This window comes from Aliiruegeria haliotis (assembly GCF_003003255.1).
Lineage (GTDB): Bacteria > Pseudomonadota > Alphaproteobacteria > Rhodobacterales > Rhodobacteraceae > Tropicimonas > Tropicimonas haliotis.
On the sequence record NZ_PVTD01000012.1, the window covers coordinates 1 to 23196 of the forward strand.

At 60.4% G+C, this 23196-nt stretch carries 24 protein-coding genes; 17 read left to right on the plus strand and 7 right to left on the minus strand.

Features of this window, described 5'->3' with window-relative positions; genetic code table 11:
• Positions 1 to 112: 112 nt before the first annotated feature.
• From CLV78_RS20120 to CLV78_RS20180, 13 genes are all read left to right on the plus strand, one after another.
• The gene (locus CLV78_RS20120) at positions 113 to 898 is read left to right on the plus strand and encodes an IclR family transcriptional regulator (protein ID WP_106207422.1); all 786 of its coding nucleotides are present in this window, start codon (positions 113 to 115) and stop codon (positions 896 to 898) included.
• A 378-nt stretch (positions 899 to 1276) separates the two neighbouring features.
• Complete coding sequence (locus tag CLV78_RS20125) at positions 1277 to 1693, plus strand: cupin domain-containing protein (RefSeq protein ID WP_106207424.1); 417 nt, start codon at positions 1277 to 1279, stop codon at positions 1691 to 1693.
• Positions 1694 to 1755: 62 nt separating this feature from the next.
• Positions 1756 to 2739, plus strand: a complete 984-nt coding sequence (locus CLV78_RS20130) for a TRAP transporter substrate-binding protein (protein ID WP_106207426.1) — start codon at positions 1756 to 1758, stop codon at positions 2737 to 2739.
• 59 nt (positions 2740 to 2798) lie between these two features.
• Entirely contained in the window at positions 2799 to 4073 is a 1275-nt protein-coding gene (locus CLV78_RS20135) for a TRAP transporter large permease (protein WP_106207428.1), read from the plus strand.
• Positions 4074 to 4077: 4 nt separating this feature from the next.
• The gene (locus CLV78_RS20140; RefSeq protein WP_106207430.1) at positions 4078 to 4584 is read left to right on the plus strand and encodes a TRAP transporter small permease; all 507 of its coding nucleotides are present in this window, start codon (positions 4078 to 4080) and stop codon (positions 4582 to 4584) included.
• 31 nt (positions 4585 to 4615) lie between these two features.
• Positions 4616 to 5344 (plus strand): SDR family NAD(P)-dependent oxidoreductase, encoded by a 729-nt coding sequence (locus tag CLV78_RS20145; protein WP_158263618.1) that lies wholly within the window; start codon positions 4616 to 4618, stop codon positions 5342 to 5344.
• A gap of 82 nt (positions 5345 to 5426) precedes the next feature.
• Complete coding sequence (locus tag CLV78_RS20150) at positions 5427 to 5771, plus strand: hypothetical protein (RefSeq protein ID WP_106207434.1); 345 nt, start codon at positions 5427 to 5429, stop codon at positions 5769 to 5771.
• Between the two features lie 213 nt (positions 5772 to 5984).
• The gene (rplB, locus tag CLV78_RS20155; RefSeq protein ID WP_106207436.1) at positions 5985 to 6827 is read left to right on the plus strand and encodes a 50S ribosomal protein L2; all 843 of its coding nucleotides are present in this window, start codon (positions 5985 to 5987) and stop codon (positions 6825 to 6827) included.
• Positions 6828 to 6830: 3 nt separating this feature from the next.
• Positions 6831 to 7109 carry a 30S ribosomal protein S19 gene (gene rpsS, locus CLV78_RS20160; RefSeq protein WP_106207438.1) on the plus strand — a complete coding sequence of 93 codons (279 nt, stop codon included), beginning with the start codon at positions 6831 to 6833 and terminating at the stop codon, positions 7107 to 7109.
• A gap of 6 nt (positions 7110 to 7115) precedes the next feature.
• Positions 7116 to 7496, plus strand: coding sequence for a 50S ribosomal protein L22 (gene rplV / locus CLV78_RS20165; protein WP_106207440.1), 381 nt, complete (start codon positions 7116 to 7118; stop codon positions 7494 to 7496).
• Positions 7496 to 8218 (plus strand): 30S ribosomal protein S3, encoded by a 723-nt coding sequence (gene rpsC / locus CLV78_RS20170; RefSeq protein ID WP_106207441.1) that lies wholly within the window; start codon positions 7496 to 7498, stop codon positions 8216 to 8218. The genes rplV and rpsC overlap by 1 nt, the downstream gene beginning before the upstream one ends.
• 13 nt (positions 8219 to 8231) lie before the next feature.
• Entirely contained in the window at positions 8232 to 8645 is a 414-nt protein-coding gene (gene rplP / locus CLV78_RS20175; protein WP_106207443.1) for a 50S ribosomal protein L16, read from the plus strand.
• A gap of 410 nt (positions 8646 to 9055) precedes the next feature.
• The gene (locus CLV78_RS20180) at positions 9056 to 10057 is read left to right on the plus strand and encodes an AraC family transcriptional regulator (protein WP_281261158.1); all 1002 of its coding nucleotides are present in this window, start codon (positions 9056 to 9058) and stop codon (positions 10055 to 10057) included.
• Between the two features lie 182 nt (positions 10058 to 10239).
• Here CLV78_RS20180 and CLV78_RS20185 read toward each other — a convergent pair whose 3' ends face one another.
• From CLV78_RS20185 to glpD, 5 genes are all read right to left on the minus strand, one after another.
• Complete coding sequence (locus CLV78_RS20185) at positions 10240 to 12132, minus strand: glycosyltransferase family 2 protein (RefSeq protein WP_106207447.1); 1893 nt, start codon at positions 12130 to 12132, stop codon at positions 10240 to 10242.
• A gap of 59 nt (positions 12133 to 12191) precedes the next feature.
• On the minus strand, positions 12192 to 13421 hold the full coding sequence (locus tag CLV78_RS20190) for an NAD-dependent epimerase/dehydratase family protein (protein WP_106207449.1): 1230 nt from the start codon (positions 13419 to 13421) through the stop codon (positions 12192 to 12194).
• A gap of 107 nt (positions 13422 to 13528) precedes the next feature.
• Positions 13529 to 14797, minus strand: coding sequence for a porin (locus CLV78_RS20195; RefSeq protein ID WP_146136739.1), 1269 nt, complete (start codon positions 14795 to 14797; stop codon positions 13529 to 13531).
• Positions 14798 to 15223: 426 nt separating this feature from the next.
• A complete protein-coding gene (gene glpK, locus CLV78_RS20200) occupies positions 15224 to 16708 on the minus strand; it encodes a glycerol kinase GlpK (RefSeq protein WP_106207453.1) in 1485 nt (494 codons plus the stop codon).
• A 109-nt stretch (positions 16709 to 16817) separates the two neighbouring features.
• Positions 16818 to 18413, minus strand: a complete 1596-nt coding sequence (glpD, locus tag CLV78_RS20205) for a glycerol-3-phosphate dehydrogenase (RefSeq protein WP_106207455.1) — start codon at positions 18411 to 18413, stop codon at positions 16818 to 16820.
• A gap of 209 nt (positions 18414 to 18622) precedes the next feature.
• Here glpD and CLV78_RS20210 point away from each other — a divergent pair, with 209 nt between their 5' ends.
• Complete coding sequence (locus CLV78_RS20210) at positions 18623 to 19381, plus strand: DeoR/GlpR family DNA-binding transcription regulator (RefSeq protein WP_106207627.1); 759 nt, start codon at positions 18623 to 18625, stop codon at positions 19379 to 19381.
• 3 nt (positions 19382 to 19384) lie between these two features.
• Here CLV78_RS20210 and CLV78_RS20215 read toward each other — a convergent pair whose 3' ends face one another.
• Positions 19385 to 20089 (minus strand): winged helix-turn-helix domain-containing protein, encoded by a 705-nt coding sequence (locus CLV78_RS20215; RefSeq protein ID WP_106207457.1) that lies wholly within the window; start codon positions 20087 to 20089, stop codon positions 19385 to 19387.
• Positions 20061 to 20354, minus strand: a complete 294-nt coding sequence (locus CLV78_RS20220; protein ID WP_106207459.1) for a hypothetical protein — start codon at positions 20352 to 20354, stop codon at positions 20061 to 20063. The genes CLV78_RS20215 and CLV78_RS20220 overlap by 29 nt, the downstream gene beginning before the upstream one ends.
• A 180-nt stretch (positions 20355 to 20534) precedes the next feature.
• Between CLV78_RS20220 and CLV78_RS20225 the strand changes: the two genes are divergently transcribed.
• From CLV78_RS20225 to CLV78_RS20235, 3 genes are all read left to right on the plus strand, one after another.
• A complete protein-coding gene (locus CLV78_RS20225; RefSeq protein ID WP_146136740.1) occupies positions 20535 to 21152 on the plus strand; it encodes a hypothetical protein in 618 nt (205 codons plus the stop codon).
• Positions 21153 to 21304: 152 nt separating this feature from the next.
• Positions 21305 to 21946: a ribonuclease HII gene (locus CLV78_RS20230; RefSeq protein ID WP_106207463.1), complete on the plus strand. Its 642-nt coding sequence runs from the start codon at positions 21305 to 21307 to the stop codon at positions 21944 to 21946.
• Between the two features lie 91 nt (positions 21947 to 22037).
• Positions 22038 to 23153 (plus strand): site-specific DNA-methyltransferase, encoded by a 1116-nt coding sequence (locus CLV78_RS20235; protein ID WP_106207465.1) that lies wholly within the window; start codon positions 22038 to 22040, stop codon positions 23151 to 23153.
• Positions 23154 to 23196: the final 43 nt, after the last annotated feature.

The window sequence follows — 23196 nt, forward strand, 5'->3', positions numbered from 1 at the left end:
ACACAGATGAGCCTAGGTGTTGCAGCCCGTCGCGCCCGCCCGCACCCACTTCGGTGCAGGTGGCGTGAAACGATGTGAACGGAAGGGCTCCTGTGGTGTATCGGCGACTGACATGAACGAAACGACTGGAAAATACCGCGCTCCCGCCCTTGAGAAGGGTCTGGATGTGGTGGAGCTCCTAAGCGAGCAGGAAGAGGCTCTTTCCAAGAAGGAGATCTCTGAGAAGCTCGGTCTTTCGGTCAACGAGCTGTTCCGAATGCTCTACGTCCTCGAAGAGCGTGGGTTCATCGCCGCCGATCAGGACACCGGCAAGTTCCGGCTGACCCTTAAGACCTTCGAGCTTTCGAACCGACACCCGCCGCTTGAACGCTTGCTGACAGCTGCCAGCACCGAATTGCAGGAACTTGCGGACAAGACCCAGCAATCCTGTCACATCACGGTCCTGCACGAAGGCTCCATGGTCGTCGTAGCGAAGCAGGACAGCCCGTACAAGATGGGCTTCACCATTCGGCTGAGTGCGCGCGTTGACGTGCACGGTTCGGGGTCCGGCCTTGCGTACCTCGCATTTCAGGACGATCGTCAGGCACACGCCATCCTGGAAGGCACCAACGCAACAACCGAGCAAAAGCAGGTCGCCCTAAGTCAGCTGGAGAAGATCCGGCGGCAGGGGTACTTTGTTGGTGCCAGCCCGCAGATCAGCGGTGTTACCAACATCAGCTACCCGCTCTTCAACTCGAAGCAGAAGGTCGAGGCGGTTCTGACGATGCCTTTCCTGACTCTCAACTCGGACAGCCTACACCACCAGGTCGTCAGTTTCGAAGACTCCCGGAGAGCTGTCGGGCAAACAGCCGAGACGCTCATCGCCGCGATTGGCGGCGTGTATCCCTCAGACATCTAGTAAAACGCGCCCTCAACGCATGACCTGACAGTTGATTGACGCCGCCACCTTCCTCGGTGGCGGCGTCACTTCGTTCGTATGGGCACGCGATGAGTCGTCCATCTCCGTGCCTGAACGTTTTGTATTCATATATGAACTTAACTCGGTAGAGTCCTGCCAAACCAGCTACATTTTCGGATTCAACTTGGCGATTTTTTGCACTTGAGCCGATGCCGGTGCGTTGATTTTCTGCATGTTTTCAAATTTTTGCTAGTCGCGCCCGCATTTCTGAGCAGAACGCTCTCCCCCAATCCCATTTCATACTTGACTGGGTGCTTTCATTTGTGAATTGTAGTATTCAGCCAGCCAACGATCCTGGCAAGCGCAACGGAGACGCAAATGGCGACTGAAAGAAAACAATACGTCTACACGATCGAGGATCTGCCCCTGACGCCGATCGTCGAAGATCAGGGGATCAGCACCCGGTTCCTTCTGGGTGACAACCTCATGGTAAGTTTCATCGAAAACCCGCCGGGCGCGACCTTCCCGATCCATCAGCATGAATGTGAGCAGATCATGATCATGACCGAGGGCAGCGAAGAGCACGAGATCGACGGAAAGATCTATCCGATGAAGGCTGGCGATGTCGCGGTACATCCCTCCAACGTCCCGCATGGCGGCAAGTCCGAGACCGGCATGAAGGCGATTGATATCTTCGCGCCGCACCGTCCGGAACACCTTGCGAAGATGAAACAGTACGGAACCCTGCCGAACGAGGACGGCACCTACCCGGAAAAGAACAACCTGGCGGACTAGGCGCCAGTCCAAGTGCGGACCGCGGTCTGCACACGTATTCTGGAATGCAATGGGAGGAAACTATGAGCATTCTGTCGAAAACCCTGAAACTCGCCGCCTGCAGCACGGCACTGACGGTTCTGGCCGCAAGCGCGGGCCTTGCCGAGATCACGCTGAAGCTCGGACACTATGCCGAGACGGATCACCCGGCACATGTCGCGGCCCAGCAGATGGCCGACAATGTCGCCGAGCGGACCGACGGAGAGGTCAAGATCGAGATCTTCCCCGCCAACCAGCTGGGCGCCCCCAACGACGTGCTTGAGCAGAACGTGCTTGGCGCAATCGACATGTCGCTGCCGACCCAAGGCCACCTATCCCGCTACTCTCAGAAGTTCGCGACCGTGATGACGCCGTTCGCCTTCCGCGACCGGGAGCACGTCTACGAAGTGCTTGACGGTCCGTTCCTGGATTGGGCCGGCCCGGACCTTGAGGAGCAGGGTCTCGTCTATTTGTCCAACTGGGACTGGGGTTTCCGCAACATCACCAACGGTGTGCGCCCGGTCAACACCCCGGACGACGTCAAGGGGCTGAAGCTGCGGACGCCACCGGAAATCCAGCTGCAATCGGCCATGTCGGCTCTGGGCGCCAACGTGACCCAGATGGCTTTCAACGAACTGTACCTGGCGCTGCGTCAGGGTGTCGTGGATGGCCAGGAGAACCCGCTGTCGGTGATCTATCACCACAAGATCTATGAAGTGCAGGACAACCTGGCGATCACCCAGCACGTCTATAACTCCATGGTCAGCGTTGTTTCCAAGGCAACCTGGGACAAGCTGACCCCCGAGCAGCAGCAGATCCTCAAGGAAGAGAGCGCCGCGGCCGGAAACCTGATGCGCGAGAAGATGACCGCAGAAGATGCCAGCCTGATCGAGAAACTGGAAGAAATGGGCATGAAGGTCACCTATCCTGACCGCGCCGAGTTCCAGAAACTGATGGGTCCCGCGCACAAGGCTATCGGGGACTATGCCGGCGAAGAGAACATGAAGACCTTCCTCGACATGCTCTGACACATGTGCGCCCGGCCGGAGTTCCTGCCGGGCGCATTCCTGTTTTCCGGGAGTAAACGATGTCTGCCGCGCTGATTTTCACCGGTCTGATTTTCCTGATCATGATGGGCGTCCCCATCGCGATCGCACTCGGGGCCGTCTCGCTGGTGGCAATGAGTGACAATCTTCCCGCTCTCGGCCTGATGGCGCAGCGGATGTACTCCTCCACGACCGGGTTCACGCTGCTGGCAATCCCGTTCTTCATCCTTGCCGGGAACCTGATGAATACCGGCGGCATCACCGAAAAGATCTTCCGGTTCGCAAAGGCCAGCGTCAGCCACTACTGGGGCGGCCTGGGGCAGGTGAACATCTTCGCCTCGATGATCTTCTCCGGCATGTCCGGCGCAGCGGTCGCCGACGCGGCCGGCCTTGGCAAGATCGAGGTCAAGGCAATGGTGGACGACGGCTATGACCCCGAGTTTGCCGGGGCTGTCACCGCGGCCTCATCGACCATCGGCCCCGTGGTGCCGCCCTCCATCCCCTTCGTGATCTACGGGTCGCTGACAGGGGTTTCGGTGGGCAAGCTGTTCCTCGCAGGCATGGTGCCGGGCGTCCTGATGGCCATTGCCATGGCGGTCGCGGTCAACCTGATCTCCCGCAAGCGCAACTATCCGCGTCGCCCCAAGGCCGGCTACGGCGAGTGGTGGGCGAGCTTCAAGGACGCCATCCTCGCGTTGCTGACCCCGATCATCATCATCGGCGGCATCCTTGGCGGATGGTTCACGCCGACCGAAGCCGCGGTCATCGCCTGTATCTATGCGCTGCTCCTCAGCACCTTCGTCTACAGGGAACTGACGTGGAAGAAGCTGCTCCATATTCTCGAAGACACGCTGCTGCACACCGTCCGCGTCATGTTCATCATGGCAACCGCCGGCTTCTTCGGCTGGGTGCTGACGCTGAACCAGGTGCCGCAAACGCTTGTCTCCGGGCTGACGACAATCACGCAATCCCCGGCACTGCTGATGCTGATCATGATCGGTGTCCTGCTGATCCTCGGCATGTTCCTTGAGGGAATTGCGGTCATCCTGATCTGTGTGCCGATCTTCATCCCCGTGGTGAACCTGATCGGGATGGACCCGATACAGTTCGGCGTCGTGATGATCCTGGCATCGATGATCGGCCTGCTCAGCCCGCCTGTCGGCATGTGCCTCTACGCGGTTGCATCCATCAGCAACGTGAAGGTGACCGCCCTCAGCAAGGAGGTCCTGCCCTATATCCTCGGGATCTTCATCGTTCTGCTTATGGTGGCCTTTATCCCCGCGATCTCCCTCACCGCCACCTACCTGATCGAGTGATGCCATGACGAATGCAATTCTCAAGCTGGACAGCTGGATCTGCAAATCCCTTAGTGCGATGGCGGTCGGCCTGCTGTGTCTTCTGTTCTTCCTGATGTCCCTCAACGTGATCGCGCGCTTCGCGCCCGTCTTCTCGATGGGGTGGTTCGACGAGATCGTGGAGCTTTCCTTCGCCTGGACGATCTTTGCCACTGCCGCCGTGCTCTGGCGCAAGAAGGCGCATCCGTCGATCGACATCCTCGAAATGATGCTGGACGGACGCCGCGCCAAGTACCTTGTGCTGATCTTCATCGAGGTAGTGAACATCATCTTCCTCGCGGCATTCACCTACTACGGCTACTCACTTGTGGAGAAAGCTGCCGCCGCCTCGCCGATCTTCCAGATCCCGCGAAAGGTCTTCTACGTCGTGTTGCCGGTCACCGGCGCCTACATGACGACCGTTTCCCTGTTCTTCCTCTGCGATCATGTCCGCAAGCTTCTTGCGCCGCCGGCGCCGGGCGATGCGACCTGACGTCCATTTTCAAACCGAAAGGCACCCAGTCATGACAAAGATCCTCATCACGGGCGCGAGCACCGGCATCGGGGCCGAAACCGCGCGCCTTCTGGCACCGGGCAATGAGCTCTTCCTCGTCTACAACCGCTCCGTGGATGCGGCCAAGGCGCTTGGCACAGAGGTCGAGGCTCTCGGAGGCACGGCCCACCTGCTGCAAAGCGACATCACCAGCGAGATCGCCTGCATCGAACTATTCCGGCAGCTGGGCGAGCTGACCGACAGCCTCGATGTGCTGGTCAACAATGCTGGCGGGCTGGTGCGGCGCCAGCCGGTTGATGCGCTCCAGTGGAACCTGATGGAAGAGATCTACGCTCTCAACGTCTTTTCCCTGATGAAGGTTACGTCCCTGGCGATCCCGCTTCTCAGGAAGGGAACCGGTGCCTCGATCGTGAATATCACGTCCATCGCTTCCCGGCACGGCGCGGCGGGCGCAACGATCTATGGCAGCGCCAAGGGCGCGGTGGATTCGCTGACACGCGGCTGGGCCAAGGAGCTGGCCCCGGCGATCCGCGTGAACTCGGTTTCTCCCGGCGTCATCGTCACCCCGTTCCACGACAAGGTTTCAACCCCAGAACAGATGGGTGCCTGGGCGGAGGGCAACCCGCTGGGTCGCAACGGTCAGCCCGAGCATATCGCATCGGCCATCAAGTTCGCCATCGACAACGATTTCCTCAATGGTGAGAGCATCGACATCAACGGTGGTCTCCTTATGCGCTGAACAGCGCAAACGGCCGCCGGCATTTTCCCTCCCCGGGCCGGCGGCCAGCTCCTTTCAACCTGCTCAAAATCGGAAACTGGCAATGACTGAAGCGTCTGCCGGGTCGAATGCGCGCGACCTGATTTACAACAATATCGACAGGATCATGGCCAATGCCCAGCGTTTCCGTGCCGAAGGGTCGGTCTCGCTGGACCATTTGCTCGACGACGACTTCATGGCAAAGCACAGCCGGCTGCCTTCCCTCGCGGAGATGTTCGCACTGGCCGGAGAAGCGGAAGTGTCCGAACAGGCCCTGGCGAGGATCCCCGACGACCTCTGGGACCGGATCGTGCGCGAGACGTCGGACTTCGCGACCTGGCCAGAGATGTTCTCGGCCGCTTCGCAAGACCTCGTCCGGCGTCGCCTGCTTGAGGGCTGCGCCCCCTGACAGCCGGGTTTTCGAACGGCCGGGAATCGCTTGACCCGGCCTGTCCGCTCCCATAAGAGAGCGCATCCGCCGAGCCCCGGATTCGTCCGGGGCTTTGGCTTTGTTCGCAAGAACGCACAACCGGGGACCTCAGCCGAGGGCCCTTTACCCAGGCCGAAAGGCCCATACATAGCGGGGCCCAAAGTCCCGCAAAGCTAACGGAAGACAGAAAGCATGGCACTCAAGTCGTACAAGCCGACGACGCCGGGCCAGCGCGGGCTGGTGCTGATCGACCGTTCGGAGCTGTGGAAAGGACGTCCTGTCAAGTCCCTCACCGAGGGTTTGACCAAGAAGGGCGGCCGGAACAACACCGGACGTATCACCGCACGACGCCGCGGTGGCGGGGCGAAACGCCTCTACCGGATCGTCGATTTCAAGCGCAACAAGTTCGACATGTCGGCAACCGTCGAGCGGATCGAGTATGATCCGAACCGGACCGCCTTCATTGCGCTGATCAAGTATGAAGATGGCGAGCAGGCCTACATCCTCGCGCCGCAGCGACTCGCTGTTGGTGACAAGGTTGTGGCCGGCAAGAAAGTGGACGTGAAGCCGGGCAACACGATGCCGTTCTCGGGCATGCCCATCGGTACCATCATCCACAACATCGAGCTGAAGCCCGGCAAGGGCGGTCAGATCGCGCGCGCCGCGGGCACCTACGCCCAGTTTGTCGGCCGTGACGGTGGGTACGCACAGATCCGCCTGTCCTCGGGCGAACTGCGCATGGTCCGCCAGGAATGCCTGGCCACCATCGGTGCCGTGTCCAACCCGGACAACAGCAACCAGAACCTCGGCAAGGCTGGCCGCACCCGTCACATGGGCAAGCGCCCGTCCGTGCGTGGTGTTGTCATGAACCCGATCGACCACCCGCACGGTGGTGGTGAGGGCCGCACCTCCGGTGGTCGTCACCCGGTCACCCCGTGGGGCAAGCCGACCAAGGGTGCGCGCACCCGTAACACCAACAAGGCGTCGCAGAAGCTGATCATCCGCTCGCGTCACGCCAAGAAGAAGGGTCGCTGATAGATGTCGCGTTCCGTTTGGAAAGGTCCCTTCGTCGACAGCTACGTGTTGAAGAAGGCCGAAAAAGCTCGTGAGTCGGGCCGCAACGAGGTCATCAAGATCTGGTCGCGCCGCTCCACCATCCTGCCGCAGTTCGTTGGTCTCACCTTTGGTGTGTACAACGGCCAGAAGCACATTCCGGTCAACGTGTCCGAGGACATGATCGGCCAGAAATTCGGCGAATACGCTCCGACCCGGACCTACTATGGTCACGCGGCGGACAAGAAAGCCAAGAGGAAGTAATCCACCATGGGCAAGGAAAAGAATCCCCGCCGCGTGGCGGAGAACGAGGCGATGGCCAAGGTGCGCATGCTCCGGACCTCCCCTCAGAAGCTGAACCTGGTTGCGGCGATGATCCGCGGCAAGAAGGTCGAGAAGGCCCTGACGGACCTGACCTTCTCCAAGCGCCGGATTGCCGAGGATGTGAAGAAGTGCCTTCAGTCCGCGATCGCCAATGCCGAGAACAACCACAACCTGGATGTTGACGAGCTGATCGTCGCCGAAGCCTGGGTTGGCAAGAACCTGACCATGAAGCGCGGTCGCCCCCGGGCCCGCGGTCGCTATGGCCGGATCACCAAGCCGTTCGCTGAACTGACCATCAAGGTCCGCCAGGTCGAGGAGCAAGCCTAATGGGTCATAAAGTAAATCCGATCGGCATGCGCCTGCAGGTGAACCGCACCTGGGACAGCCGCTGGTACGCCGATACCAAGGACTACGGGAACCTGCTTCTCGAAGATATCGCGATCCGCGAATTCATCGAGACCGAGTGCAAGCAGGCAGGCGTTTCGAAGATCATCATCGAGCGCCCCCACAAGAAGTGCCGGATCACCATCCACACGGCGCGCCCCGGTGTCATCATCGGCAAGAAGGGTGCGGACATCGAGGGGCTTCGCAGGAAGCTGGCCAAGATGACCGACAGCGAAGTGCACCTCAACATCGTTGAAGTACGCAAGCCCGAGCTTGATGCGGCGCTTGTTGCCGAGTCCATCGCGCAGCAGCTTGAGCGTCGTGTGTCGTTCCGTCGTGCCATGAAGCGTGCGGTGCAGAACTCCATGCGTATGGGTGCCTTGGGTATCCGCGTGAACGTCGCCGGTCGTCTGGGCGGCGCCGAGATCGCTCGGACGGAGTGGTACCGCGAGGGCCGCGTGCCCCTGCACACGCTGCGTGCCGACATCGACTATGCAACCCGCAAGGGTGTGACGCCCTACGGCATCATCGGTATCAAGGTCTGGATCTTCAAGGGTGAGATCATGGAGCATGACCCGTCTGCTCGTGATCGTCGCGCGCAGGAGCTTCAGGATGGTCCCGCCCCGCGTGGCGCCGGCGGTGGCCGTCGCGACCGTGACCGCTAAGGAGTAGAATGAAATGCTGCAACCGAAGCGCACGAAGTTTCGCAAGATGCACAAGGGCCGGATCCGTGGCGAAGCCAAGGGTGGTTCCGACCTGAACTTTGGCCACTACGGCCTGAAGGCCATCCAGCCGGAGCGCATCACTGCCCGTCAGATCGAAGCCGCACGTCGTGCCATGACGCGTCACATGAAGCGTCAGGGCCGTGTCTGGATCCGGATCTTCCCGGATACTCCGGTTACCTCCAAGCCCACCGAAGTCCGGATGGGTAAAGGTAAGGGCTCGGTCGATTTCTGGGCCGCCAAGGTCAAGCCTGGTCGCGTGATGTTCGAGATCGACGGTGTGACCGACGCCGTGGCCCGCGAGGCCCTGCGTCTGGCCGCGATGAAGCTGCCGATCAAGACTCGGATCGTTGTCCGCGAGGACTGGTAAGCCGTGAGCAACCGGTAGGTCGGCAGGCACGATGCCTTGCCCCTGCACGGTAGAGAATCTGGAACCTTCCGCCTCCCCGGCGGGAGGTTCCTTCGTTTTCAGCTTTTGCCTGTGGGCAGGTGGAACCGCGGGGGCGACTCGTGACCACGGCTCAACCGTGGTCACGCTCCCACTTCACAATGCTTGACCTACACTCCTGGCGCTCCAGTTCACACGTTGCCAAGCATGGGCCCTGTTGGGAAATGGACACCTGGAACCGGCCAACAAGTCAGTCATTCACGGGATGTTGCCAACGCACTACCCGTACGGTCAGAATGCAGGCTGCCACCCTCAACCAGCACAAGGACTTTCAGGGATGAGAGACATCGGCCCACCCAAGTCCGCTGGATGTCGTGTGCTCCATGCCTGACATGTCGATACTGCGCCTCAAGCAATTGGCTGAGGTTCTGAAGCGCGAGCCAGCGGCAGAGCAGGTCCTCATTCCGATCCTGAGATCCGTTGGCGTGTCCACGACGATGCTCGCAGATCCGAGGTGTCGGATTTCCTATCGCCAGGAGGCTGGATTCGTCCGCCGCGTTTGTGACGCTCTTGAGGATCCGCTGTGTGTTTCCCGTGCGGCTCTTTCCATTTGCGAAGCCGACAACCTGGTGGCCTACGTCGCCCGAAGCTGTGAAACCCTGGAACAGGCTATCGTTCTTGCGTCGCGGTACCTGCCGTTGGCTGATTCCGACGCAATCCTGAAAATGACAACGATCGGCGATGGCGCTTTGGTCTCGGTTCACAACCGCACGGGCATAATGGACACGGAGTACCGCCATCGGGAATTCCTTCTCTTTTTGCTTCTCGCCCGAATGCGCCAGTTCGCGCGAACCAACGTCACACCTGTCCACATGACACTCAGGCACGATGTTCGGGGCCACAAAGCCGGGTTGGAGAGGTTGGCGGGATGTCCTGTCCATGTCGAACAGCAGGCGAACGGTTTGATGCTCTCCCGAGCCGCTCTCGATCTGCCTATCCCGACCGCAGATCCGGAACTGCACGTCTATCTCAAACAGCACGGCGACCTACTGCTGAGCGACCGCGCCGGTATCAGCTTTGCAGTGTCGGATCAGGTGGAGGCGGAATTGCAGCAGAGCCTGCCGGGCAAGCTCCCAACATCCGATGCCATCGCGAAAAGGATCGGTATGAGCCGACGGAACATGGCCCGGAAACTCAAGGAAGAACATCGCTCGTACAGGTCAATCCTCGACGATGTCCGGCAGAACCTGGCTAAAACGATGATGCGTGATGCCTACAGCCTGTCGGAAATCGCGTTCCTGCTGGACTATGCCGATCAATCCGGCTTCTCGACCGCATTCAAACGCTGGACGGGGCGGACGCCCACGGAGTATCGGGCCACGCAAGGCGAGTAGCACATTGCCGCCCCGGCTGAGTCCTCTCGGGGTCAAATCAGGTCCGCTGCACCACCTGATACGCCATTTGGGAAGTGCGCCCACGGTTTCCCCACCACATGCTTTTCTTCACATGACCAACGATGAGCCCTCTTGTTTGCCATTGGTCTGTGCCCATGCCCTCCTCCAGGAGGGTGCCGTGGTCAGGCCGCCGTTCTGAGATCGGGATCCTCGATCTTGTCGCCGGTATCCATTTGAACAACGCTGGCACTCGGTGCGTTGCCGGACAGCGAGATGCTCAGGTGACTTTCGAGCGTGAAATAGGCCCGTAGAAGGCGGAAGGCGACATAGTGCGGCAATCCCAGAATGGTATCGGCTCGTCCCGCAAGCCCGGCACTGAGCACGGCCATCAGGAACGGTGCCCCCAATGCGACAGCCAAGACACTCTGGACCGTGGGTATTGATACGGTGAAGCTCCCGGCAAGCAGTGACAGCCCACCGAAAAGGAAAAGAGGTATCATCATGGCCCTCCGACCGGAGTTCAGCAGCATATAGGGGAGCACGATCTTTCCCCGAACCAGGGAAGACCGCGCGCGAAAGATGCTCCGGTTTCTGGACGACACATGGTAGATCGACCGAAACCAACGCATCCGTTGCTCTCGCATGTGGCGATGGGATTGCGGCACTTCGGAGACATACCCGATCTCGGGATCCACGATCAGGGTGTAGCCCATTTCTCCAATGCGCAGAGACATGTCGGTGTCTTCGCCGTTCATCCCTCCGACAAACCCACCCAATCTGCGGACCACCTCTGTTCGGTAGGCCGAGAACATGCCGGGCACCCCGACGACCGCCCCGACGGCTGAGAGTGCCACGGAATAGAAGCCGTGCTTGACCAATACCTCCACCGCGCGCGCTCGGTCGAAGAACGAGTTTCCCGAAACATCCGGCATACCGCCGACAACGCCGACGCGAGATGTCGCGAAGTACGCCATGGAGCGACGGATGGCGGTCTCGTCGACCTGGGTGTCAGCATCGATGCGGATAACGAACTCCGTCGCGGTTGCGGCCAGCGCGGCGTTCAGTGCGGCGGATTTTCCCGGCTCGACGACATCAATGACGGACCCGCGGACAAAGCGGCACCGGACGAGCGCGGCCACGGCAAGTTGTCGGGTTCGGTCGGTTGAGTTGTTGTTGGCAACGATGATTTGGAGGTCGTCGGGGTATTGGCTTCCGGCCCGGTCGATTGCCTCGATGGTTCGGCCAATGACGTATTCCTCGTTGTGGGCCGGGATGATCACCGTCACCGGCGCGGCAAAGGACGGGACCTTCTTCCTCGCAAGCTGCACACGCCCAATCAGGTAGAGCGTACCATAGAACAGGCTCAGGAACAGAAAGACGCCCGGACCGATCCCACCCAATAGAGCGTGCTTGCGAAGCCATGTGACAACCATGGGATCATGCCGTGCGACCAGGAATGTGCCGATTGCAGCCGTAAACATGACCACGGTGAGGAGCGCCACCCCAACGCTTGCTTGCCTCCGCTTGTGTTCTGTCTGAACCTGTTCCGGCATGGCCGCGTGCCCAAGAAGCACACGCGCGAATATCGCAAATCCCGCAAGTCCCGACAGGATCTCCAGAACGTGGAGGTTGGGAAGTGTGCCGAAGTAACTGGTCACCGCCCAGGCTGCGCCGTCGATGGCAATCCACGTCAGGAGCAGGCCCACAAGAATACGCGCTCCGATCCCGGACCGCTCGCGCCATGTCCCCTGTGCAAAGGTCGCGAAGGCAAACGTGAAGGAGAGCAGGAAGATCCGCAGCGAAACACTGTGATAGCCGCTGGTCGGCACAAGGACGTAGTCCCCTGATGGGAAGGCACCGGCCAACATGGGGAGTTTTGATACGAGGACCAACTGACCGTAGGCAAGCACCGAAAACAGCACCAACAGCAATGGCGCTCGATATACGGGAACCGGTCCGGACAACCGCCTCGGTTGCGAGTCCACCGACCAGAAGTCGGTCTTGTTCGCCAATGATGCGTCAAATTCCGGGTGTGCATCCAGGTCGACGACCTGTGCTTTGCCAAGGTTGGCCATGGAATATCCATCTGAATGGGATTGCCGGCGGCCGTCCTGCCGCCAGCCAAAGGGTTTGGTCACGCCACGGTTGCAATCCCGAGAGACGGGGCAGCATCAGCCGGCAACACGCCCGGATTGCGATCCCTGGTCCACGTTACCATCGCCGGAACAGCATCGGTCCGGGATCGATGTGCGAATCTCTGCGCAATTTCAACGGTTTCATCCATCAGGCCGTTCTCCAGCGTGGTGGGGTTCAGGCCGAGATCCAGGAAGCTCTTGTTGGAAACCTCGAGCCCATTCTCGGCGGCCTCGTTGCGGGGATTGTCGACCATCGCCACCTCGACACCTGTGAGGCCCGATACCAGTTCAGCCAGATCGCGGATCCTGTGGGTCTCGGTCATCTGATTTCGGATCATCACGCGCCCATTTCGTTCAGGCGGGTTTTCGACCGCGAGGGCAATGCAACCAACCGTATCCTGCAAGTGGATAAATGCGCGGGTCTGCCCGCCCGTGCCATGAACTGTCAGCGGGTGGCCCACGGCGGCTTGCATGAGGAACCGGTTCAGAACAGTTCCATAGTCGCCATCGTAGTCAAACCGGTTGATCAACCGTTCATCGCGCCGGGTTTCCTCGGTCTGCGTGCCCCAGACGATACCCTGATGAAGGTCGGTAACACGGACACGGTCGTTCCTCGCGTAGAACTGGAACAGAAGTTGATCCATCGACTTTGTCATATGGTAGACGCTGCCGGGATTGGTCGGATAGAGGATCTGTCGCTTGTGAACGACGTTGTGTTCGCCCGGAACCAGAATGTCGAGGTAGCCTTCGGGGATCGTCAGCCCTGAGGAATCATATCCATAGACGCCCATCGTCCCCAGGTGGACGATGTGCGGATCCAGCCCGAGCTCGACGACGGCGGACAACAGGTTGTGCGTTCCGCTGACATTGTTGTCGACTGTGTAGCGTTTGTGTTTGACGCTCCGCATGGAGTAAGGCGCGGCGCGTTGCTCGGCAAAATGGATGACCGTTTCCGGCCGATACCGGGCCAGGGCATCTGCCAGCGCTTCGGGATCACGGGCAACATCCACCTGTTCGAAGGTGATGGGGCGACCGCCGGATTCCGCCCAGGCGGACAACCGGTCGTTCATGCTGGCAATCGGGGTCAGACTTTCGGTGCCGAGTTCCCTGTCAATTTCGCGGCGCGACAGGTTGTCGAGAATGACAACGTCGTGCCCCTTCGCCGCCAAGTGCAGGGATGTCGGCCAACCGCAGAAACCGTCGCCACCAACCACCACGATACACGCCATGTCTTTCACTCCTGTTGCCTTGCTTCACAGCAGGAGATGGTGGGCGCTTGTCATGCTTCCTTTTGAATTTGTGCCATAGGTTTGCTAATTTGTGCCAATCGTTAATATCAGAAGATCCAGCGCACTCCGGCCAGAATAGCCTTGCCGTCTTTGAACTCCGCATTTGGCTCGGAGTACTGATAGGGCCTGTAGGTCGCATAGAGGTCGAGTTTGTGTTTCGACACTTTCTGAACCACGGTGAAGCCTTGAGATCTGCTCTCACCGCCAGCGGTTCGGATGCCCCGACCATCGTAGTAATCTACCGAGAATGCTGTCGGCCCGAGGTCCGAGAGCTTCTTGAGGTAGCCTGCCTTCAAATAAGTGTAGCTTCCTTGGCCATCCACTTCCGCGCCGGCTGCGATGGTCAGGTTTAGACCTGTTGGTCGATGCAGAACCGAACCGGACCCAATTACTGCGTTGCTCCGCTCCTCCAGCGTGCGATACGCAACACCGAAGCGAGTGCGAAAATCGCCGTGATCACCGCGATACCTCAGGGACGCATCGGCATAGCTGGACTCGTCGGTATCGCTCAAGACTTCTCTGCCGGCAGCAGCCGAAAATGAAAAGCCGGAGAAACTGGGGCTAACGTAGCCGATCCGCAAGCGACGACTGCTACCAAGCGTCTTGAAAACACTCTGAATCTTGATATTCGACAGCGACCCATCGCCAAACCTCAAGTATTGGCCGCCAGCTACATCCTGAACCGCAGCCCCGGCGACAACAGTTGTCAGGGAAAGGTCCTGACCCGTCACGCCATCCGACGCCATTGCGCCCTGCCCGACGAAAACACGTCCGAACGTGTCATTGCCGAAAGAGATCTCCAGTTTTCGCAACTCGGTCTTGTCGAAAGAATACCCTGCGTCATTCGGGTCAAGGATACTAACGCGTCGCGTCTCGCGTTTCCGCATCGCAAGTTCTACACGACTTCCAATGTTCCAACCATTGTCCAGGTCCGCCGAATAGGTCGCCCCGATACGCGACACCGACTTTGAGTTGTCGACGAAGTGGTAGCGCTCCGTTGCGACGCCGTCATCGTATTGCAGTGAGCCCCTGTTGATTTGCCCATAAAACGCAAAGGTATCGCCATTCGCGCGGACATACCGTGGAGCCGCGAAGAAAGCCTCGTTGTCTGGCCATTCCCAAGATTGCGCTTGTGCGGTTTCCATATCCACGACGCAGGACACGAACAACGTCACCACCAAGGCAAACATATACCCAGATCCGCGCGTGACGATGCTTCGATTCTTCGTGCCATTCCGCTTTGGCTCGACACGCTCCGCTCCGCAATCCTGGTCGGCCCCGGCGGTCGAAGCTGAGTTCGTAGAGTGTTGTTCCATTCCGATCAGGGACTCCCCCACACACCTTCAAGCCGCAAGATTGCGCTTTGTAGATCCAATCTTGCAACGCAAGAATCCCTGCCGAAAGTGGGTTTCCGCGCAGAGTTCCATTTTGGCACAACGGGTTGTTGCGGAGCCCGAAATCAGACTCGACCTCAAGGGTACTCACCGAGTTGCGCTAGGTTCACTGTTCTTCACGCCAGCGAGGCGTCAGTCCGAGTGATGACCGCCATTTGGTTCATGGAGATCGATCCCGCCCCGCAACACGATGCCAAGCCCACCCGGAACCCTTGCCTATTTGTCGGAATCAGTTGACAGCAAACACGAAGTTCAGTCGGCCGACAACGGGACTGCTTGGCGTCGGTGAATCCTAAGCGCAGCTTGCTCCCGCGATGTGGCACGGTCGGTTCGTTCCGGCGACCAGTTTCAGACGGCGGCGATTGTCGCATGTACGGCCCTTTTCCAGGCCTCGTATCGAGCATCGCGATCGTGATCGGCCATGTCCGGCTCGAACCGCCGGTCCCGTGACCATCTCTCTGCGAAAGCCTGCTGGTCGGGATAGAGCCCGGCTTCCATGCCCGCGAGCCAGGCCGCGCCCAGCGCAGTGGTCTCCAGGATGCCCGGACGATCGACCGGCGCGCCAATGATATCGGACAGGAACTGCATGCCCCAGTCGCTTGCCGTCATGCCGCCGTCGACCCGAAGTACAGCTTCACGTGTCTCTGCCGGCCAGTCGGCCTGCATGGCCTCGAGGAGGTCTCGAGTCTGGTAGCCGACACTTTCCAAAGCCGCCCGCGCCAACTCGGCCGGTCCGGTATTCCGGGTCAGGCCGAAAATCGCCCCCCGGCAATCGGCATTCCAATAGGGCGCCCCGAGACCAGTGAAAGCGGGCACGAGGATCACGTTTTGCGCGGTGTCCGCCTGTTCGGCCAGCGGCTGGCTTTCGGGTGCCGAGGATATGATCTTCAACCCGTCCCGGAGCCACTGGATCACGGCGCCCGCAATGAAGATCGAACCTTCAAGGGCATAGGTTGGCTTGCCGCCCAGCTGATAGGCGATCGTCGTCAGCAGGCGGCTTCCCGATGCGACCGGGGTATCGCCAGTGTTCAATAGCGCAAAACAGCCTGTGCCATAGGTCGATTTCATCATGCCCGGTTCAAAGCATGCCTGACCGATGGTGGCAGCTTGCTGGTCACCAGCCACGCCAAGTATGGGTACCGCTTCTCCCAGCAGGTCGGTCTCCCCGAAGTCGGCAGCACAATCGCGCACGTCCGGAAGCATGCCGACGGGAATGTCCAGAAGATCGCAGATTGAGCGCGACCAACCGCCCTTGTGGATGTCGTAGAGGAGAGTGCGCGCCGCATTTGTGGCATCCGTGGCATGAACCGTGCCGCCAGTGAGCTTCCAGATCAGGAAACAGTCCACGGTGCCAAACAGCAGCTCACCCGACTCTGCACGCGCCCGGGCCCCGTCGACATTGTCGAGAATCCACTTCAGCTTGGTGCCGGAGAAATAGGGATCGAGCAGCAAGCCGGTCTTGCCGACCACCATGGGTTCATGCCCGGCTGCACGGAGTGTCTCGCAGGTGTCGGATGTGCGACGGTCCTGCCAGACTATCGCATTGCAGACCGGCTCGCCGGTTGCGCGATCCCACACCAGCGTGGTTTCCCGCTGGTTCGTGATCCCTATCGCCACAACGTCAGAAGCTTTCAGCCCGGCTTGCGCAATGACCGCAGTGCAGGTCCGTTCGACGGTGCCCCAGAGGTCCGCCGGGTCGTGCTCAACCCAACCCGAAGCCGGGAAGTGCTGCGGAAACTCCTCCTGCTCTGTCGCGACGATCTGCATGTCACGATTGAAGAGAATGGCCCGGCTGGATGTCGTGCCCTGGTCTATCGCAAGAATGTGGGTCATGGCTCTGCCCGTTGGTACGTGTCATGGCGACGGCCTGTCGCCGGGATGTGCTGTCTCTTGCGGTCAATGCGGCCGGGTGACCGCACGCCGCGATTGCGGGAACGCCCGATCAGGCGGCATCGGCCTCCTTCGCGCCCTGCATGAAGCGGTCGAGCGCCTCGGCCTGCTCGTCACTGAGGCGCAATCCCAACTTGGACCGCCGCCAAAGAACATCGGCTGCGGTTAGGGCATATTCCCGATCCATCAGCCAGCGCACCTCGCGCTCTGTCAAGTTGTATCCGAATGCCTGCCCGAGGCCAGCCGCATCCTTCGCATCCCCCAGAACCTGCGGTACTTCCGTGCCGTAGGCCCGCACCAGCCGACGCGCCCAAACGGCATCGAGGAAGGGATACTCGGCCGTCGTCCGGTCGATCAGCGACTGCACGCCGTTCACCGGGAAATCTCCGCCTGGTAGTGGAGCGCCCGCAGTCCATCGGCCGGTTCCGCCAGGGATATGGGCCGCCACCTTCTCCATCGCCGCTTCTGCCAACTTGCGGTAGGTCGTGATCTTTCCGCCAAAAACGTTGAGCAAGGGCGCACCGCCATTCGATGTATCGACCCGCAGCACGTAGTCCCGGGTTGCGGCCGTGGCTGACTTCGCCCCATCATCATACAGCGGCCGAACGCCTGAATAGGTCCAGACAACGTCTTCCGCCGGGATCGGTGTCTTGAAATAGCTCGATGCCAGAGCAAGGAGGTACGCTTTCTCCTCTTCGGTGCAGACCGGCGGGTTGTCGGCGCTGTCATGCTCCATGTCCGTTGTCCCGATCAGGGTGAAATCGGATTCGTAGGGGATCGCAAAGATGATGCGCCCATCGGTGCCCTGAAAGAAGTAGCACTTGTCGTGGTCATAGAGCTTCTTCGTCACGATGTGGCTTCCACGGACAAGGCGGACGCTCTCCGTCGTGTCGACATGGGTGACGTTGTCGAGAACATCCTTTACCCAAGGGCCCGCGGCATTGATGAGCATGGAGGCCTGCACAACACGCTCCGCGCCGGTGCGCCTGTCCTCCAGAGTGACCTCCCAGACATCGCCTGAGCGGAGTGCGCGTGTGACCTTCGTCCGCACGTTGATCTGCGCGCCGCGCACCGCCGCGTCGCGGGCGTTCAGAACGACGAGCCGGGAATCCTCGACCCAGCAGTCGGAATACTCGTAAGCCTTGGCGAAAGTGTCGTTCAGCGGTGCACCGACCGGATCGGTCCGGAGATCGATCGAGGAGGTGCCAGGCAGGATTTTCCGACCACCAAGGGTGTCGTACATCATCAGGCCGGTTCTGATCATCCACGACGGCCTCTGCCCTTTGGTCCAGGGCATGGTCCAACCAAGCAGCCGGGAGGCGGGGGTTTGCCCGTCGAAGCGCATCTCGGGATGGTAGGGGAGGACAAAACGCATGGGCCAGCTGATGTGGGGCATCGCCCGCAGCAGTACCTCGCGTTCGATCAGCGCTTCGCGCACCAGACGCACCTCGAAATACTCGAGGTAGCGCAGGCCGCCGTGGAAGAGTTTGGTGGATGCCGACGACGTGGCGGAGGCCAGATCGTTCATTTCGGCCAGCCCGACCTTGAGCCCCCGTCCGGCGGCATCACGGGCAATGCCGCAGCCGTTGATTCCACCGCCGATGATGAACAGGTCGAAAATTTCAGTGGTCGCAGTGCTCTCGGTCATGTCGGAGTCCAGTCCGGTATCGAGTCTTTCCGCGATTTGACCACACTGGCCACGCGGCGGTCAATCGCTTGTGCTCGATTTTGTGCGAATTAGGGCGATTTGGTCGCGCATTCATGCGCGGATCTGCGAAAACGGCGCTGACGCGGCGAAAATGGGTTGCATATGCCCATTGGTCTTTTCAAATCGATCAATATCGAACATGGTTCGGCATGGCTTACAGTTTCCGACAAACCGACATTCTCGCGCTGGCACGCCAAGAGGGCAAAGTGACGGTCGAAGACCTCGCCGAGCGCTTCAGCGTCTCTCTCCAGACCATCCGCCGCGACCTGACGGAACTGGCGGAAAGTGGCCAGTTGGAACGTGTCCACGGTGGCGCAATGCTGCCTTCCGGCGTGTCCAATATCGGATACGAGGATCGGCGTGATCTGCATTCCGAGGCCAAGGGTGACATCGCAACGCGCTGTGCGGAAGCAATCCCGAACGATTGCTCTGTCTTCCTGAACATCGGCACCACGACAGAGGCCGTTGCCCGCGCGCTCCTCCGCCATCGAAACCTGATGGTGATCACCAACAATATCAATGTCGCGAATATCCTGGTGGCCAATCCCGACTGCGAGATCCTTGTGGCCGGCGGGAAGCTCCGGCGTTCCGATGGCGGATTGGTTGGAGCGCTGACCTCTCGCGTGATCGAGCAATTCAAGGTTGATCACGCGGTGATCGGCTGCTCCGCGCTCGATCTTGATGGCGATCTTCTCGATTTCGATATCCAGGAGGTGAGCGTGTCGAAGAGTATCCTACAGCAGGCGCGCTCAACCTTCCTCGTGGCGGATGCGTCAAAGTTCCAACGCACTGCGCCCGTCCGGATTGCTTCCCTGTCCGAGATCGACACCTTTTTCACCGACCACCCGCTGCCCCATGCACTGGCCAGCCGCTGTGCGGATTGGGGCACCCGGGTCAGCCTGCACTGAGGCTCAGAGCATGCGGATCACGTCCTTGTTGATGGCAAGCACATAGCCCTTGCGGGCGATGTTTCGTACCAGCAGTTCACTGACCATCTGGTTGCCGAGTGAATCCCTAAGGCGCTTGATGCGTGTCGCGCCAGCTGCTTCCTCGCAATCCTCGGCCCGCTTGCCTTGAATGGTACCTTCCAGCTCCGCTCCGGTCAGGATTTCCTCGTCCATGCGCGCCTCTGCCAACACCGCGAGCGTCTCGATCGCGGCCTCTGTCAGCTTGAATTCCATGTTGTTGATCAGGACCAGCCGTTCCTCGCGGCTGATGATCAGGTCGTTGACCTGAATTCCCTGCCGCTCGATCTCGCCCATGCGCCGGTTCAGAACCATGATCATCACCAACAGGACAAGTGCCGCAATCAGCAGCGCCGTCGAAAGGACCAGCAGGACGAAGATGATCTGACGATAGCTTTGCAGCACATCCGAAAAAGTGGTCCCACTCTCCGCAAGGATCTCCAGCAACTTGATCTCTGCCTCGGAGGTCAGGCCGTCGTTTTCGACAAAGATCCGCTCGACCCGCGCATTGAAGGCACCGGCATCAGGGAGGTTCAGAAACAGGAGCGCCGCGGCTCCCGCGAGAATCGTGACGATACCGGCAATACCCAGGGCCACCACCCGGCCCCCGGCGCGGCGGGTCTCAATAACGGAGATAGAACTTTCCGGCACTCTTCTTCCTTTCCTGCAACCCGGCCTCGTCGAACACACCAAGCACATTCAGCAACGTCCAGCCATCGGCGGCGATCCGTTTGGGGATCTGCTTTTTCGCGGCCGCCTTCGTACAGGCATTTCCGTTCAGCGCGATCACGCCGTAGTGCAGTCGAAGGGGGTCGTCCCGCTTCGCCTTGTAGTCTGAATAGCAGGCCGCCGTAGCGGGTGCAGCCAGCAAGCTCAGCGTGACCGCGAGGGTCGGGAGGGGGATCAGGAGTCTCATGCCGAGACACTGTGTGGAAACGCCCGGATATTCAATAACCGCACGGTCTTGCGGGACGTGTCATTCGATAGCGAGCCGCCGATATTGCCCGATTCCGGGGACCGGGGTGAGAGATGGGGCATGCCGCTCGTGGCGACACGGATCACGGGCACCCAGACAGACACCCGAAAGGATGCACCCATGTTCAAGACCCTCTCCGCTGCCGCTCTGTCGTCGACCCTGGCGCTTGCCGGTTTTGCCACCCCGGCTCATGCCGATCAGGAAGACATCGCGCGCTTTATCATCGGCACCGGGCTGCTGGCGATCCTGTCGAAGGCGATCGAGGAAACGCGCGATGACGATCGCCGCATGCAGTACGTGAACCCTTCGCTCTCCGGCGCCCCGATCATCTATGGCCAGCCGCAGTACCAGCAGCCTGTCATCATCCAGCAGCCTCAACCGCAGCCGAAAGTCGTGCACAAGCACATCACCCAGGTTGTCCGGCAACCGACCCGCGTGATCGAGCACCATACCGAGATCGTGAAGAAGCCGACGAAGAAGGTCATCCACAAACAGAAGGTGACGAAACCCCGCAAGGTCGAAATTCTCAGGGATCTTCCGAGTGCGTGCGCCAAGACCATGAAGACACGTGGCGGCAATCGGACATTTTTGACCCAGGGCTGCCTGGAGAGAAGCGGCATTCGCACCACGACACTCCCGGCACAATGCGGGCGGGTGCTGGACATGCCGGGCAAGGCGCGGGACCGGAGGGGTTGGAACCGCAAGTGCCTCAAGCAGGAGGGATACCGCATTCGCTGAGATGGCAGCAGGTGGCACCGACCGTTGTGTCGGTGCCCTGTCGGCAGGGCGCGGCGTCCGGGATCCAGATGTGACGCCGCGCGGGGCGGGAGGATGAGGCCTCCCGCCCCTTTCCGCTTGCGCATCCCGGCCCATCGGGATGGGGTAGCGCCATGCAACCTGACCTTTCCTTCGAGATCGCCGCCTGGGAGCGTGGTGCACGCTGTGTCGCCGGGACCGACGAGGTCGGGCGCGGCCCGTTGGCGGGACCGGTCACCGCCGCAGCGGTCATCCTCGATCCGGACAACATTCCCGACGGCCTCAATGACAGCAAGAAGCTCACACCGGCCCGGCGCGAAGCTCTCGCGGCACGTTTGATCGATTGCGCACGCTGCACTGTCGTCCATGCCACGGTGGAGCAGATCGACCAGATGAACATCTTGCGCGCCTCGCATTGGGCCATGGCGCAAGCTCTACGAGACCTTTGCGTATCTCCAACACTGGCGCCCGACCATGTGCTCGTCGACGGCAACCGGATGCCCGCCGAGTTGCCCTGCCCGGGTGAGTGCGTGGTCAAGGGCGACGCGAAATCCCTGTCAATCGCGGCCGCCTCGATCGTCGCGAAAGTGGCGCGTGATCGCATCATGGTGGATTTGGCGCAACAGCATCCCGGCTACGGCTGGGACCGAAACGCCGGATACCCCACGCCGGAGCACAGAGAGGCGCTCCGAAATCTTGGGGTGACCCCACATCATAGACGTTCCTTCGCACCGGTGCGCAATATCTTGTATCAAGAGAATTCATCAACCCTTTGATTCAATAAAGAATTTGACGACGAATCGGCTTTGACTCATTCTGTCCACAACACGACGTCCGAAAAAACGGGACGCGGGGACAGAGGCAGACATGACAAAGACGACCACGAAGGTAGCGCAAAAGTCGCTGCCGCTGAACACGATCCTTGCCGGCGATTGCATTGAAGAGATGCGCAAGCTTCCCGAAGCTTCCATCGATCTCATCTTCGCCGACCCGCCCTACAATCTGCAGTTGAAGGGCACGTTGCACCGGCCCGACAATTCTCTGGTGGATGCGGTGGACGACGAGTGGGACAGCTTCTCTTCCTTCGGGGCATATGACCTGTTCACGGAGCTCTGGCTCAAGGAGGCGCGGCGCCTCCTGAAGCCCAATGGGGCGATCTGGGTGATTGGCTCCTACCACAACATTTTCCGCGTCGGCGCGAAGTTGCAGGATGCCGGGTTCTGGATTCTCAACGACGTGGTCTGGCGCAAGTCCAACCCGATGCCGAACTTCCGCGGGATGCGGCTCACCAACGCGCACGAGACAATGATCTGGGCCGGTAAGTCCGAGGAAAGCAAGTACACCTTCAACTACGAGGCACTGAAGGCGCTCAACGAAGGGGTACAGATGCGATCCGACTGGGTGCTTCCGATCTGCAACGGCAACGAGCGCCTCAAGGATGCAAAGGGCGACAAGGCCCACCCGACGCAGAAACCAGAGAGCCTGCTGCACCGCGTTCTCATCGGGTCCACGAACCCCGGCGACGTCGTGCTCGACCCGTTCTTCGGGACCGGAACCACCGGCGCTGTCGCCAAGATGCTTGGCCGGGACTTCATCGGGATCGAACGCGAGAAGGACTACCGGACGGTCGCCGAGGCCCGCATTGCCAATATCCGCCGGCTGGATTCCGACGCGCTGAAGGTCACCACGTCCAAACGTGCGGAGCCGCGTGTGCCCTTCGGTCAGTTGGTCGAGCGTGGCATGTTGCGCCCGGGCGAGCCGCTGTTCTCCATGAACGGGCGGCACAAGGCAAAGGTTCGCGCAGATGGCACGCTGATCGCCAATGACACCAAGGGATCGATCCACCAGGTCGGCGCGGCACTCGAAGGCGCGCCCTCCTGTAACGGCTGGACGTATTGGTGCTTCAAGCAGGACGGCAAACCGGTGCCGATCGATATCCTGCGCCAGCAGATCCGCGCCGAAATGCAGGCGCGCCCCTCCTGAATTCAAAAGTTACCGCCGGTGCCTGTGGCCTGACACTACAGCA

Excerpts from the sequence above, each read along its gene's own strand:
- CLV78_RS20185 (WP_106207447.1), bottom strand. The coding sequence starts at position 12,132 with ATGGCCAACCTTGGCAAAGCACAGGTCGTCGACCTGGATGCACACCCG.
- CLV78_RS20145 (WP_158263618.1), top strand. The coding sequence starts at position 4,616 with ATGACAAAGATCCTCATCACGGGCGCGAGCACCGGCATCGGGGCCGAA.
- CLV78_RS20130 (WP_106207426.1), top strand. The coding sequence starts at position 1,756 with ATGAGCATTCTGTCGAAAACCCTGAAACTCGCCGCCTGCAGCACGGCA.
- CLV78_RS20125 (WP_106207424.1), top strand. The coding sequence starts at position 1,277 with ATGGCGACTGAAAGAAAACAATACGTCTACACGATCGAGGATCTGCCC.
- CLV78_RS20235 (WP_106207465.1), top strand. The coding sequence starts at position 22,038 with ATGACAAAGACGACCACGAAGGTAGCGCAAAAGTCGCTGCCGCTGAAC.
- rplP (WP_106207443.1), top strand. The coding sequence starts at position 8,232 with ATGCTGCAACCGAAGCGCACGAAGTTTCGCAAGATGCACAAGGGCCGG.
- rpsS (WP_106207438.1), top strand. The coding sequence starts at position 6,831 with ATGTCGCGTTCCGTTTGGAAAGGTCCCTTCGTCGACAGCTACGTGTTG.
- glpD (WP_106207455.1), bottom strand. The coding sequence starts at position 18,413 with ATGACCGAGAGCACTGCGACCACTGAAATTTTCGACCTGTTCATCATC.
- rpsC (WP_106207441.1), top strand. The coding sequence starts at position 7,496 with ATGGGTCATAAAGTAAATCCGATCGGCATGCGCCTGCAGGTGAACCGC.
- glpK (WP_106207453.1), bottom strand. The coding sequence starts at position 16,708 with ATGACCCACATTCTTGCGATAGACCAGGGCACGACATCCAGCCGGGCC.
- CLV78_RS20210 (WP_106207627.1), top strand. The coding sequence starts at position 18,623 with ATGGCTTACAGTTTCCGACAAACCGACATTCTCGCGCTGGCACGCCAA.
- CLV78_RS20135 (WP_106207428.1), top strand. The coding sequence starts at position 2,799 with ATGTCTGCCGCGCTGATTTTCACCGGTCTGATTTTCCTGATCATGATG.
- CLV78_RS20220 (WP_106207459.1), bottom strand. The coding sequence starts at position 20,354 with ATGAGACTCCTGATCCCCCTCCCGACCCTCGCGGTCACGCTGAGCTTG.
- CLV78_RS20230 (WP_106207463.1), top strand. The coding sequence starts at position 21,305 with ATGCAACCTGACCTTTCCTTCGAGATCGCCGCCTGGGAGCGTGGTGCA.
- CLV78_RS20190 (WP_106207449.1), bottom strand. The coding sequence starts at position 13,421 with ATGGCGTGTATCGTGGTGGTTGGTGGCGACGGTTTCTGCGGTTGGCCG.
- CLV78_RS20225 (WP_146136740.1), top strand. The coding sequence starts at position 20,535 with ATGTTCAAGACCCTCTCCGCTGCCGCTCTGTCGTCGACCCTGGCGCTT.
- CLV78_RS20195 (WP_146136739.1), bottom strand. The coding sequence starts at position 14,797 with ATGGAACAACACTCTACGAACTCAGCTTCGACCGCCGGGGCCGACCAG.
- CLV78_RS20150 (WP_106207434.1), top strand. The coding sequence starts at position 5,427 with ATGACTGAAGCGTCTGCCGGGTCGAATGCGCGCGACCTGATTTACAAC.
- CLV78_RS20140 (WP_106207430.1), top strand. The coding sequence starts at position 4,078 with ATGACGAATGCAATTCTCAAGCTGGACAGCTGGATCTGCAAATCCCTT.
- CLV78_RS20120 (WP_106207422.1), top strand. The coding sequence starts at position 113 with ATGAACGAAACGACTGGAAAATACCGCGCTCCCGCCCTTGAGAAGGGT.
- rplV (WP_106207440.1), top strand. The coding sequence starts at position 7,116 with ATGGGCAAGGAAAAGAATCCCCGCCGCGTGGCGGAGAACGAGGCGATG.
- rplB (WP_106207436.1), top strand. The coding sequence starts at position 5,985 with ATGGCACTCAAGTCGTACAAGCCGACGACGCCGGGCCAGCGCGGGCTG.
- CLV78_RS20180 (WP_281261158.1), top strand. The coding sequence starts at position 9,056 with ATGTCGATACTGCGCCTCAAGCAATTGGCTGAGGTTCTGAAGCGCGAG.